The 11,354-nt window shown below is 57.4% G+C and carries 12 protein-coding genes; 3 read left to right on the top strand and 9 right to left on the bottom strand.

Annotated features, from left to right (window positions below):
- Positions 1-32: 32 nt before the first annotated feature.
- The 9 genes from ACFC5L_RS11510 to ACFC5L_RS11470 are packed head-to-tail and all read right to left on the bottom strand — an operon-like array spanning position 33 to position 7,883.
- Positions 33-1,043 (bottom strand): aldo/keto reductase, encoded by a 1,011-nt coding sequence (locus tag ACFC5L_RS11510; RefSeq protein WP_375202794.1) that lies wholly within the window; start codon positions 1,041-1,043, stop codon positions 33-35.
- Between the two features lie 2 nt (positions 1,044-1,045).
- Positions 1,046-1,996 (bottom strand): Gfo/Idh/MocA family oxidoreductase, encoded by a 951-nt coding sequence (locus tag ACFC5L_RS11505; RefSeq protein WP_375202795.1) that lies wholly within the window; start codon positions 1,994-1,996, stop codon positions 1,046-1,048.
- 22 nt (positions 1,997-2,018) lie between these two features.
- Complete coding sequence (locus ACFC5L_RS11500; RefSeq protein ID WP_375202796.1) at positions 2,019-2,867, bottom strand: class III extradiol dioxygenase subunit beta; 849 nt, start codon at positions 2,865-2,867, stop codon at positions 2,019-2,021.
- A 4-nt stretch (positions 2,868-2,871) separates the two neighbouring features.
- On the bottom strand, positions 2,872-3,279 hold the full coding sequence (gene ligA, locus ACFC5L_RS11495) for a protocatechuate 4,5-dioxygenase subunit alpha (RefSeq protein ID WP_375202797.1): 408 nt from the start codon (positions 3,277-3,279) through the stop codon (positions 2,872-2,874).
- A complete protein-coding gene (locus tag ACFC5L_RS11490; protein WP_375202798.1) occupies positions 3,279-4,190 on the bottom strand; it encodes an amidohydrolase family protein in 912 nt (303 codons plus the stop codon). The genes ligA and ACFC5L_RS11490 overlap by 1 nt, the downstream gene beginning before the upstream one ends.
- 6 nt (positions 4,191-4,196) lie before the next feature.
- Positions 4,197-5,219: an amidohydrolase family protein gene (locus ACFC5L_RS11485; protein WP_375202799.1), complete on the bottom strand. Its 1,023-nt coding sequence runs from the start codon at positions 5,217-5,219 to the stop codon at positions 4,197-4,199.
- The gene (locus ACFC5L_RS11480) at positions 5,216-6,097 is read right to left on the bottom strand and encodes an NAD(P)-dependent oxidoreductase (RefSeq protein WP_375202800.1); all 882 of its coding nucleotides are present in this window, start codon (positions 6,095-6,097) and stop codon (positions 5,216-5,218) included. Before ACFC5L_RS11480 ends, ACFC5L_RS11485 begins: the two co-directional genes overlap by 4 nt.
- On the bottom strand, positions 6,094-7,185 hold the full coding sequence (locus tag ACFC5L_RS11475; RefSeq protein ID WP_375202801.1) for a 4-oxalomesaconate tautomerase: 1,092 nt from the start codon (positions 7,183-7,185) through the stop codon (positions 6,094-6,096). The genes ACFC5L_RS11480 and ACFC5L_RS11475 overlap by 4 nt, the downstream gene beginning before the upstream one ends.
- The gene (locus ACFC5L_RS11470) at positions 7,182-7,883 is read right to left on the bottom strand and encodes a 4-carboxy-4-hydroxy-2-oxoadipate aldolase/oxaloacetate decarboxylase (RefSeq protein WP_375202802.1); all 702 of its coding nucleotides are present in this window, start codon (positions 7,881-7,883) and stop codon (positions 7,182-7,184) included. The genes ACFC5L_RS11475 and ACFC5L_RS11470 overlap by 4 nt, the downstream gene beginning before the upstream one ends.
- 125 nt (positions 7,884-8,008) lie before the next feature.
- Here ACFC5L_RS11470 and ACFC5L_RS11465 point away from each other — a divergent pair, with 125 nt between their 5' ends.
- The 3 genes from ACFC5L_RS11465 (at position 8,009) to ACFC5L_RS11455 (ending at position 11,318) form a co-directional block, all read left to right on the top strand.
- The gene (locus tag ACFC5L_RS11465) at positions 8,009-9,208 is read left to right on the top strand and encodes a LysR family transcriptional regulator (protein ID WP_375202803.1); all 1,200 of its coding nucleotides are present in this window, start codon (positions 8,009-8,011) and stop codon (positions 9,206-9,208) included.
- 98 nt (positions 9,209-9,306) lie between these two features.
- Positions 9,307-9,765 carry an NADH-quinone oxidoreductase subunit NuoE family protein gene (locus tag ACFC5L_RS11460; RefSeq protein WP_375202804.1) on the top strand — a complete coding sequence of 153 codons (459 nt, stop codon included), beginning with the start codon at positions 9,307-9,309 and terminating at the stop codon, positions 9,763-9,765.
- Positions 9,762-11,318: a formate dehydrogenase beta subunit gene (locus tag ACFC5L_RS11455; RefSeq protein WP_375202805.1), complete on the top strand. Its 1,557-nt coding sequence runs from the start codon at positions 9,762-9,764 to the stop codon at positions 11,316-11,318. The genes ACFC5L_RS11460 and ACFC5L_RS11455 overlap by 4 nt, the downstream gene beginning before the upstream one ends.
- Positions 11,319-11,354: the final 36 nt, after the last annotated feature.

Raw genomic sequence — 11,354 nt, 5'->3', positions numbered from 1 at the left:
TGAAAAAAAACCGGCTGAGTTCTCGCCTATGTTCAGGCGACTTGATCGAATTCCTCAGTATCGATTTCAGCTTGCGTTCCCGCAGGATAGCGTGGGCCGGCAACCGTATTCTGATTGATCAGGGTTTCCACTTTGGCGATGGTTTCGGGCGTGAGTGCAATCGCGCCAGCGGCCATATTATCTTCAAGGTGGTCAATGGAGGTCGTCCCGGGGATTGCGTGAATATGGGGCGCTTTGTGAAGTGTCCACGCGATGGCCAATTGCGCCGGCGTGCAGTCGGCTTCTTTAGCGATCTGGCGGAACGCGGGGAGGAGTTTTGCGTTGGCTTCAAAATGCGGCGGTTGAAAGCGCGGCATCCCCCGGCGGATATCCTTTTCCGCAAAGTTGTCAGGATCGAGATCTGCGTCCGTCAGAAAGCCGCGAGCGACCGGCGAAAACGCCACAAAGGCGGCGCCAAGGTCAGCGCAGGCGTCGATAACAGCGATTTCCGCGTTACGCGACCACAAAGAATACTCAGACTGAACAGCTGCGATCGGGTGAACTTGGTGAGCCTTGCGCAAAGTCTCTGCGGAGACTTCCGAGAGGCCGATGGCGCCGACTTTTCCAGTTTCGACGAGCCGCGCCATTTCACCTACGCTGTCTTCGATGGGAATATTATTCAGCTTGTCGTAGCGATGTAGATACCACAGATCGATCCTGTCAGTCTGAAGACGCTGCAGCGAGTCATCGAGCGTTTTACGGATTGCTTCCGGGCGGCCATCGATGACGCGTTTGCCGTCAACGCCTTGCATGCCGCATTTGCTGACCAGAAGAATATCGTCGCGCACATGTTTGAGCGCGGGGCCGACGAGCTCTTCATTGCGCCCGAAGCCGTAAAGCGCTGCAGAATCAAAGTGGTCTACACCCAGATCGACAGCTTTGTGCAAAAGCTTCACGCCCTCCTCAGGCGAGGGGGGGTGGCCATAGGCATGGCTCAAATTCATACAGCCAAGTCCGACAGGATTGACTGCGCGACCTGCTAGCCGGCGTTTTCTGGTTGTCACGATCAGCCCTGCGCTTTCAGTTTCTCTTCCAGATCGTAAAGCGTTTTGTAACAGGGAAGGACCTTGCCGACGCTTGAATTTGGCTCGCGGCCTTCCTTGATTGCTGCAAAGAATTCACGATCCTGCAATTCGATGCCGTTCATGGAAACATCGACCTTGGAAACGTCGATGGGCTCTTCCTTGCCGTTCACGAGGTCGTCGTAACGAGCGATGTAAGTGCCGTTGTCGCAGATGTAACGGAAGAATGTGCCCAGCGGACCGTCATTGTTGAAGGACAGCGAGAGCGTCAGGATTTTCCCTTTTTCCGTTTTTAGCTGGATCGACATATCCATGGCGATGCCAAGCTCGGGATGGATAGGACCTTGAATGGCGTTAGCGACCACAACCTTCTCTCCAGTTTGATACTGGAAGAGGTCAACCGTGTGGGCCGCATGGTGCCATAAGAGGTGATCCGTCCAGGACCGCGGTTCGCCTTTGGCGTTCATGTTCTTGCGACGGAAAAAATAGGTCTGAACGTCCATCTGCTGGATCGCAAGATCGCCTGCCGTAATCTTGTTGTGGACCCATTGATGTGAAGGATTAAATCGCCGCGTGTGGCCGACCATGCAGACAAGGCCGGTTTCCTGCTGTTTTTTCATTACGGCTTCGGCGTCGGCCCAGGTGTCGGCGAGCGGGATCTCAACTTGAACATGCCTTCCGGCGTCCATGCACTGGATCGCCTGTTCGGCGTGCATCTGTGTCGGCGTGCACAGGATGGCCGCGTCGACCCCCGGTTGGGCGAGCGCCTCGGCGAGTTCTGTCGTCGCATGAGGGATGCCGTATTCATCGGCGACTTTCTGTGTGGGCTCAAGTCTTCGGCCGACAACGGAGACAACCTCCACGCCATCGATCTTCTTGATGCCGTCGAGATGTTTAAGGCCGAAGGCGCCGGCGCCGGCGAGCACAACTTTCATCGTTACGGTCCTTTCTTTCACTTTATTCTGCGGGCTCGAGAACAATGTGCCCAAGCGCAGTGTTCGATGCAGCAACATGGTAATGGCGATGTAGTTCCTTGACCTTATCGCCAAGTGCGCCGCGCATGATCAGCCACATCACGAGTTCAATGCCTTCCGATCCCGCTTCGCGCAGATATTCGATGTGGGGCATCTTGCGAAGGCGCTCTGGGTTGGCGGTCAGGTCATCGAGGAATTTTTTATCCCATTCGGCGTTGATGAGGCCCGCGCGCGTGCCTTGAAGCTGGTGGCTCATGCCGCCTGTGCCCCAGACCTGAACTTTAAGATCCTCGGGGAAACTTTCAACCGCGTCACGGATCGCCTTTCCGAGATTGTAGCAGCGATTGCCCGACGGGGGCGGATAGGTGACGACATTCACCGCGAGCGGAATGATTTTGCAGGGCCACGCCTCGGGCTGTCCGAACATAAGGGACAACGGCACCGTAAGCCCGTGGTCGACATCCATCTTGTTGATGATGGTCATATCGAATTCATCGAGTATGCAGCTCTGTGCGATGTGCCAGGCGAGATCCGCGTGGTTTTTCACGACGGGCACCGGGCGCGGCCCCCAGCCTTCGTCAGCGGGCTGGAACTCATCCGCGCAGCCAATCGCGAATGTCGGAATGAGATTCATGTCGAAAGCGCTGGCGTGATAATTATAGACGAGAATGACGACATCCGGCTTGTTTTCCGGTTTCATGATCCATTCTTTGGTCCAGTCAAAACCGGCGAAGGCGGGCTTCCAGTAATCTTCTTCTGTCTTGCCGAGATCCACGGCCGCGCCGATGGCCGGCACATGGCTTGATGTTATGCCTGCAGTAATATGGGCCATGAACTTAATAACCTTTCTTCTTTGAACGCAGGCCTTCGGGTGAACGTCCGCCGGACAGCATCATGTCTCTGTATTCGTCAACGCTCATGCCGGTCATCGTCGACACCGCCTGGAGGTAGGATTTTCCGTCGGTCGAAAACACTTTCGCCAGAAAATAAATGTTCCCGCCGAGATCGAGCAGTTTGTCGTAATCGCGGGCGAGCAGGGCGTCTTTCTGCTCCTGGGTCATTTTTGGCCATTCATCGAGATAGGCCTTCTCGTCGGCGAGCCAGCGCTTGCGATTCTCATCTTTCATCAGGCTCATGGCGAACTGGTTCACCCAATAGCCTTTGCGCGCGCGGGCCGTCGTATAAACGCGTGTGCCGGGAATATCGTCAAACTCGGCCAGATATTCGTGGATGTTCTGTTTCATTACTTACCTTCCTCCGGCCAGTAGAGCCGCATGGGATTGTCTACGAGTAATTTTTGCTGAAGCGCTTCGGTAGGCGCGATGCGCGGGATCATGTCCACAAGCCAGGCGTCATCAGGCATGTGGGATTTCAAATTCGGGTGCGGCCAGTCGGTGCCCCACAACACCCGATCGGGAAAGCGTTCGACAATCCGGCGGCCAAAAGGAACAAAGTCGTCATAAGCCGGCGGACCCGATTTAGAAAGCCGTTCGGGGCAAGTGACTTTCGACCAGATATGTTCATTTTCTTCCATCAATTTCTGGAAGAGGGAAAACTCCGCACCGTCTACATCCTTGGTCACATCCGGGCGGCCCATGTGATCGATGACAACGGTCGTCGAAATATCCGAGATGAAGTCGTAAAGTTCGGGCAGGTCTGGCGCTTCAAAATAGATGACAATGTGCCAGCCGAATTTGTTGATGCGCTCAACGAGTTTTGCGAGCACTGCGGGCGGCAGCGGATCGACAAGGCGCTTCACGAAGTTGAAGCGAACGCCTTTAATGCCGTTGGCGTTCAGGAGTTCGAGCTCTTCATCCGTCACCGACGGCTTGACGGAGGCGATGCCTTTCGCTTTGCCTTTGGCGCTCATCACCGCGTCCATCGTGGCGCGATTGTCGGCGCCGTGACAGGTCGCCTGCACAAGCACATTGCGGGAAAAGCCGAGATGATCGCGCAGGGCGTAAAGCTGGTGTTTCGAAGCGTCGCATGGGGTGTATTTGCGCTCCGGCGCGAAGGGGAATTTATGACCCGGCCCGAAGACATGGCAATGAGCGTCGACCGCGCCTGGCGGCGGTGTGAATTTTGGCTTTGACGGGCCGTCAAACCAGTCGAGCCAGCCAGGCGTTTTCTCAAATGTTTCGCTCGCCGCACTCATGAAGCGTTACTTGCCTTTTGCTTTCAGGAATTTGTCGAGGCGCGGATAAACGCGCCGCGCATTGCCTTCATAAACTTTATATAGGTCGTCTGCCGACAAACCCAAATTGTCTACATAACGTTTGGTGTCGTCAAAATACTGACCCGTTTGCGGGTCAATGCCGCGCACGGCGCCGACCATTTCCGAGCCGAAGAGAATATTTTCGATCTCGATCACTTCGAACAACAGATCGATCCCCGGTTGGTGATAGACGCAGGTGTCGAAATAGACATTCTTCATCACATGAGTTTCGACAGGGGGCTGTTTCAACATGTCAGCGAGCCCGCGATAGCGCCCCCAGTGATAGGGAACCGCGCCGCCGCCATGGGGGATGACGAGTTTCAAATCCGGGAAGTCCTTGAAGAGATCACCCTGAATGAACTGCATGAAGGCGTTGGTGTCCGCCGCGATATAGTAGGAGCCGGTCGCATGAAAGGTCGGATTGCACGACCCGGAGACGTGGATCATCGCGGGGACTTCAAGCTCGACCAGTTTTTCATAGATCGGATACCAGTATTTGTCCGTCAGCGGCGGCGCATTCCAGTGACCGCCTGACGGGTCGGGATTGAGATTGCAGCCGATGAAGCCAAGCTCTTTAACGCAGCGCTCCACCTCGGCGATGGAATTGTCGAGCGTCCCGCCGGGTGTTTGCGGCAACATGCATACGCCGATGAAATTTTCCGGAAAGATTTGCGTGACCCGGTGGATCATGTTGTTGCAGGCGATGGACCATTCAAGTGCGGTGTCGGCGTCGCCCACATGCGGCTCCATCGCGGAGGCGCGCGGCGAAAAGATCGTCATGTCGCCGCCGCGTTCTTTCAAAAGCCGCAATTGATTCTGCTCGATGCCCTCGGCGATTTCATCGTCGCTCATTTCGGGTTGCATGGGTTTTGGAAGGGACGGGTCTTTGAGTCGCGCCTTCTGCGCAGCGCGAAAATCCGTATGCGCTTTCGGAACAATGGTCTGGTGGCCGTGACAATCGATAATCATAAGGGTCTCTCCGGGCCTCGTCCGTTCAATATTGCATCCAACATGTCGGGGAGGTCTTTGTTATCCAAAGCATAGCGATGAGCGGCGGAAAGGTCTTGCCGCTCTGCGCAGGCTGAACTCATGAGAGGCGAAAGCCCCGCTTCTTTTACGGTTTTTGCAACTTCACGCATTTCTTCGGCGCGCCGGCCCCCATGCTCCAGGGCGCGGGAAATCATGTAAGCCGAAAGCTTTTCCCAGTCAGGCCCAGGGAAGAGATCGGAAAGCGAGGCGACGACGGTTTCGTCAACGCCGTAATGGCGGGCGGATAGAAGCGATTCCGTTAACAGCGCTTCGACGCCTTTGACGACGATGCTGCGACACATCTTGGCGGCGGCGGCTTTGCCGTAATCACTGGAGAAAAACTGCGCGCCGTTAAATCCGAGACTGTAGGCGGCAGGCAGAAAGTCTTTTGCATAGGGGCCGCCAAAGAGCATGGGGCAGGCGATGCGTTTCGGCCCGATAGGCGACATGACCGACGCTTCGACATATTTGCCGCCGGCCTTGTTGATGAGGTCGGCGGCTTTGGATTTAACGTTTGGCGATGCAGAATTGAGATCGAGATAGACCGCGTTTTTCTTGATCGCCGTCACGACGTCTTCGGCGGCGTGCAAGGTCTGGGCGGCGGTCACGGCGGAGATGATGATATCGGCGTCGCGCGCTGCGTCCTCGGCGGTATCGCCCTTGCGCACTGCGCCGGCTGCCCGCGAAGGGGCGCTGTCTGTTTCGCAGAACAGGCTGTCCCATGCTGAGAGCGCGCCGCTTTTCGCTGAAAGATCCTCGGCGAGGATTTGCCCCACTTCGCCGAAGCCGATCAGGCATATGTTCGGCGCGCCGCTCATGTTCCATCCCAGACTTTGGAGGGAATATAGACGTCTCCGCGCATGAGCTTGCGCGCGGTCCGCAGCAGCGCCGAGCGCTGAACGCTGACCTCGCCGTTGTTGACTTCTACATCCATATCGACGGTGAAAAAGCCGGTCGGATGTTCGATTTCGAGGCGCTGCTCGCCATCGCCGGCGGAAACCTTCGCGACGCCCTCTGCAACCGATCCCGGCAGCATACAGGCTGTCGCGACGCTGACGGCGCCAAGAACGCCAATCGCTTCATGAACGCGATGGGGGATAAAACTACGCGTATTGACGACGCCGCCTGATTGCGGCGGCGATATGAGCGTCATTTTCGGAACTGTCTTTTTCTCGACATCGCCTAGATTCATCTTGGGGCCAATTTGAAGGCGGGTGCTTTCGATCCGTTTCTTGAGGTCTTCATTGGCTTCGAGCTCGGCCGGGCTTTCGGCGCCGGAAAGTCCGAAATCGGAGGCGCGCATCACGACAACAGGCATGCCGTTGTCGATGCAGGTCATCTCAACGCCGTCGACTTCGTCGATAATGTTTCCGGTCGGCAAAAGCGCGCCGCAGTTGGAGCCGGCGACATCGAGGAAGTCGATAGGAATTGCGGCGGCGGTTCCGGGAACGCCGTCAATACGGGCGCCGCCTTCATATTCGACTTGCTTTCCTGGCGTCGGCACATGCGCGACGGCGATTGAGTCAGAATTCACCATTCGAATGCGAACCGGCGTGACGCCGTCCTGCGCCTGCACGAAACCGTTTTCGATGGCCCAGGGCCCTACGGCGGCGAGAATGTTGCCGCAATTCTGGCTGGTGGAGACTTCCGCTTTGTCCACGACGACCTGAAGGAAAAGATAATCGATATCCGCATCGTCGCGCGATGGCGGCGACATGACCGCGACCTTGCTGGTCAAGGGGTGGGCGCCGCCGACGCCGTCGATCTGGCGCACATCCGGCGACCCCATGGCGGCGAGCAACACGCTGTCCCGCAGCGCCTCGTCTGCAGGCAAGTCTTTCGCGTTAAAATAAAGTCCCTTTGACGTTCCCCCACGCATGAGAGTCGAAGGGATGGCCGTCATCATGATTTAAGCCAGTCTTTCTGGTCGATATATTTAAGACCGCGTTCAGCGAGACGCTCGCGCATCTTGTAGATGTCGAGACCGAGTTCGCCCGCGGCGAGACGCTGGCGTTTCGATTCCTCGTTCGCCTCGCGCTCCTGGGATTTTTTCAAAACTTCGGCCGCCTCTTCTTTTGCGACAACAACGACGCCGTCATCATCGGCGATGATGATGTCGCCCGGATTTACATGAGCGCCGGCGCAGACAACGGGTATGTTTACGTCGCCTAATGTCTCTTTCACCGTGCCCTGGCTGAAAACGCATTTCGACCAGACCGGAAAGCCCATTTCCTGGAGGTCTTTGGTGTCGCGTACGCCGGCGTTGATAATCAACGCCTTGACGCCGCGCGCCTTCAGCGAAGTGGCGAGAAGGTCGCCGAAATAACCGGCGTCTGAATAAGAGGTCGGCGCCAGCACCAGCACATCGCCCGGCTCGCATTGCTCGACAGCGACATGGATCATCCAGTTGTCACAGGGCGGGGCGGAAATTGTGACCGCGGTTCCCGCCACATGGGCGCCTTTATAGATAGGGTTGATGTCCGGTGCGAGCAGCCCTTTGCGCCCTTGCGCCTCATGCACTGTGGCGACGCCGATCCGTTCACTGGCGAAGGCTTCCACGACCGCCTTGTCCGCACGCTCAATATTGGTGACCACGACGCTCATGGACGGCTCCCTAAAAGCTTGATTCCTTATGGTTTTTGAGATGCGCCCTGAAGCCGCTGAAATCCAATTGAAAATCAGGCCGTATTATAAGAAAATGCTAATGAACAAGGATCAAGCTCTTCGCAATGACCCATCCGCCCAATCTCTGGCACCTTCATGTCTTTCGCGAAATTATTCAGCGCGGCTCTGTGACCGGGGCCGCGGCGGCGCTGGGTCTGACTCAGCCAGCGGCGAGCCAGGCGCTGAAAGGGCTTAATGATCATTATTCTACGGCGCTAACGGCGCGCCGCAAAGATCGCATAGCGGCGACCAAAGAAGGCGAGATCCTTTTGGCTCGGGCCGCGGCCGCGCTTAACCTGCTGGCCGAGGGCGTGAGGGAGGCGGCGGGCCCGAAAGCCAATCCGGCGCAGATGTTGCGCGCCATGTCGGCGCGACGGCTTGAAACCCTCGTTAGCATCGTGCGCCATGGGGGTTTTTCGGGCGCCGCCCGGGCGGAAGGATACGCCGCCCCGACGGTGCACCGCGCTGCAAAAGATCTTGAAAAAGCGCTTGGCGTTACGTTGTTCGAAAGCACAAGCCACGGCGTGAGACCGACAAAACAGGCGCACATTCTGGCGTTGAAAGCGGGGCTTGCCTTTGCGGAGCTGAAACAGGCCGCCGCCGAGATCGCTGAAGCAACGGGACATGAAGCGGGCGGCACGGTCATCGGCGCCATGCCGTTGGCGCGCGCGCATCTGGCGCCGGCGGCCGTCGCCGCCTTTTCGGCAGCGCTGCCCGATCACAAGGTTTCCATTGTCGAAGGCGCCTATGAAGATTTGCTAATCGCGTTACGGCGGGGGGAAGCGGACATCCTGGTAGGCGCACTGCGTGAAAATGCGGCGCTCAAAGACGTCGTGGAAGAGCCATTATTCAACGACCCGCTGTCGATCGTCATGCGGGCGGGGCATCCTGCCGCAAATGCGCAACTCGATCGTGAAACGCTTTCTTCTTTTTCCTGGGTCGCGCCGCGTGCAACATCGCCGCTGCGCCGGCATTTCGATGCATTGTTTGAAGCGCTCAATCTGCCTGCGCCGGAAGATGTTATTGAATGTAACTCCCTTGGCGCTGCGCGCGTGCTGTTGATGAATTCCGATCGGCTGATGCTGCTTTCCGACGAACAGATTCGATATGAAAAAGCTGCGAATATGCTTATCTCGCGGCCGCACCCTGTCAGGGAAGTCTCGCGCAGCATCGGGTTAACCATGCGGCGCAATTGGCGGCCGACGGCGGCCCAGGCTGCTTTGCTGGCGGAGATCAAACGGCAGGCTGAACTGAAGGCAGTCTGAGGCTTCGCAAATCAGACATCCCTTGTGCCCGAATTGATATGGGGGTTTTGGGATTTTATGTTACATCTCAAACCCGTAGCTAAGAGACGAAACTGCGCGTGACCCTTTCAAGCCTGATTGAACCTTTTGTTGGCCGCACAGGCGGCTTGATTTCGGCGTTGCATGAAGTGCAACGCGTGCACGGTTTTTTGCCGGAAGAGACCGAAGCCGAAGCCGCGCAGGCCTTTAATCTGACGCGGGCGGAGGTGAAAGGGGTCATCAGTTTTTATCATGACTTCAAACGCGCGCCGCAAGGCAAAACAGTTGTGCGGGTTTGTGCGGCGGAGGCTTGTCAGGCGGCGGGCGGACGCGATTTCATCGCGGCGGTAGAAAAAAAACTGGCTGTAAAAATGGGTGAGACGAGCGCGTCAAAAGACGTGACGCTTGAGCCTGTTTATTGTCTCGGTCTTTGCTCAACAGCGCCAGCGGCGATGGTGGCGGATCGTCTCGTGGGCATGGCGGATGCGGACAAGATTGAGAAAGCTTTTGAGCGCGCCAAAAAGGAATCGGCGTCATGAGCGGACTGACGATTTACCTGCCCCTCGATTCCGCCGCCGCCGCCATGGGCGCCGATGATGTCGCCGATGCGCTCTCCGCAGAGGCGGCGAAGCGCAAGATCGCGTTGACGCTTGTTCGCACGGGGTCGCGCGGCATGCACTGGCTGGAGCCGCTTGTCGAAATTGAAAAAGACGGCAAGCGCATCGGTTACGGTCCTGTTGGCGAAGATGATGCAGCTGCGATCCTCGATGCGGCGACAGGCGGCGGCGATCATGAAAAATGCGTCGGCCCGGTTGAAGACATTCCATTTTTCAAAAACCAGACGCGCCTGATCTTCGCCCGTTGCGGCGTTGTCGATCCGGTGTCTGTTTCCGATTATGAAGCGCATGGCGGTTATGCAGGCCTCGACAAGGCGCTCAAAATGGATAGCGCCGCCCTCTGCGAAGAAGTCATGCAGTCAGGCTTACGCGGGCGCGGCGGCGCCGGCTTTCCTGCGGGCATTAAATGGAAAACCGTTGCGGGCGCAGAAGCAGATCAGAAATACATCGTTGTCAACGCCGATGAGGGCGACAGCGGCACCTTCGCCGACCGTATGATTATGGAGGGCGATCCCTTCACGCTGATTGAGGGAATGACCATTGCGGGCGTCGGTGTCGGCGCGACGCAGGGCTATATCTATCTGCGTTCGGAATATCCGATCGCCGCGCGGGTCCTCAATGAAGCGATCGCCAATGCACGTCAGGCCGGTCTGCTCGGCGCTGATGTGCGCGGCTCCGGCAAGGCGTTTGATATCGAAGTCTTCATGGGCGCCGGCGCTTATATTTGCGGCGAAGAGACATCGCTCTTGAACAGCCTTGAAGGAAAGCGGGGCGAAGTGCGCGCCAAGCCGCCGCTGCCGGCGCTGGAGGGTTTGTTCGGCAAGCCGACATTGGTTCACAATGTCATTTCCCTTTGCTCGGTTCCGGCGATTTTCGAAAAGGGCGCCGCCTTCTATCGCGATTACGGCATGGGCAAGTCGACGGGAACGATGCCTTTCCAGATCGCCGGTAATGTTAAGCATGGCGGTCTTTATGAGACTGCATTCGGTGTGACGCTGCGCGAACTTGTGGAAGAGGTCGGCGGCGGAACGTTTTCCGGTCGTCCCATCCGCACGGTTCAGATCGGCGGGCCGCTCGGGGCCTATCTGCCGCCGCGTCTTTTCGATCTCAAAATGGATTACGAAACCATGATTGAGCATGGCGCCGGCGTTGGTCATGGCGGCCTTGTGGTGTATGATGACAGCATCAACCTGGCGGATCAGGCGCGATACGCGTTTGAATTCTGCGTTGAGGAATCCTGCGGCAAGTGCACGCCATGCCGCGTAGGCTCGGTGCGCGGCGTTGAAACAGTGGACCGCATCAAGGCGGGCGTTGACCGCGACAAGAATTTAACAGTCCTCAACGATCTTTGTGAGTTGATGGTGGATGGCTCGCTTTGCGCCATGGGCGGCATGACGCCGATCCCCGTGCAAAGCGCGGTAAAATATTTCCCGGAGGATTTCGGGATCAAGCCCGCCGTCAAGGCGGCTGAGTAGGACCCCGCCGCGACAAGCGGCAGAATGGAGAAGGCG

It is taken from the genome of Hyphococcus sp. (assembly GCF_041986965.1).
Classification (GTDB): domain Bacteria; phylum Pseudomonadota; class Alphaproteobacteria; order Caulobacterales; family Parvularculaceae; genus Hyphococcus.
The sequence above is the reverse complement of the archived record's forward strand: the minus strand, read 5'-3'. Positions and strand labels throughout refer to the sequence as shown.

What these genes read in the sequence shown, in the direction of transcription:
- ACFC5L_RS11505 (WP_375202795.1), bottom strand. Translation starts at nt 1,996, where the DNA reads ATGAAAGTTGTGCTCGCCGGCGCCGGCGCCTTCGGCCTTAAACATCTC.
- ACFC5L_RS11500 (WP_375202796.1), bottom strand. Translation starts at nt 2,867, where the DNA reads ATGGCCCATATTACTGCAGGCATAACATCAAGCCATGTGCCGGCCATC.
- ligA (WP_375202797.1), bottom strand. Translation starts at nt 3,279, where the DNA reads ATGAAACAGAACATCCACGAATATCTGGCCGAGTTTGACGATATTCCC.
- ACFC5L_RS11490 (WP_375202798.1), bottom strand. Translation starts at nt 4,190, where the DNA reads ATGAGTGCGGCGAGCGAAACATTTGAGAAAACGCCTGGCTGGCTCGAC.
- ACFC5L_RS11485 (WP_375202799.1), bottom strand. Translation starts at nt 5,219, where the DNA reads ATGATTATCGATTGTCACGGCCACCAGACCATTGTTCCGAAAGCGCAT.
- ACFC5L_RS11480 (WP_375202800.1), bottom strand. Translation starts at nt 6,097, where the DNA reads ATGAGCGGCGCGCCGAACATATGCCTGATCGGCTTCGGCGAAGTGGGG.
- ACFC5L_RS11475 (WP_375202801.1), bottom strand. Translation starts at nt 7,185, where the DNA reads ATGATGACGGCCATCCCTTCGACTCTCATGCGTGGGGGAACGTCAAAG.
- ACFC5L_RS11470 (WP_375202802.1), bottom strand. Translation starts at nt 7,883, where the DNA reads ATGAGCGTCGTGGTCACCAATATTGAGCGTGCGGACAAGGCGGTCGTG.
- ACFC5L_RS11465 (WP_375202803.1), top strand. Translation starts at nt 8,009, where the DNA reads ATGACCCATCCGCCCAATCTCTGGCACCTTCATGTCTTTCGCGAAATT.
- ACFC5L_RS11455 (WP_375202805.1), top strand. Translation starts at nt 9,762, where the DNA reads ATGAGCGGACTGACGATTTACCTGCCCCTCGATTCCGCCGCCGCCGCC.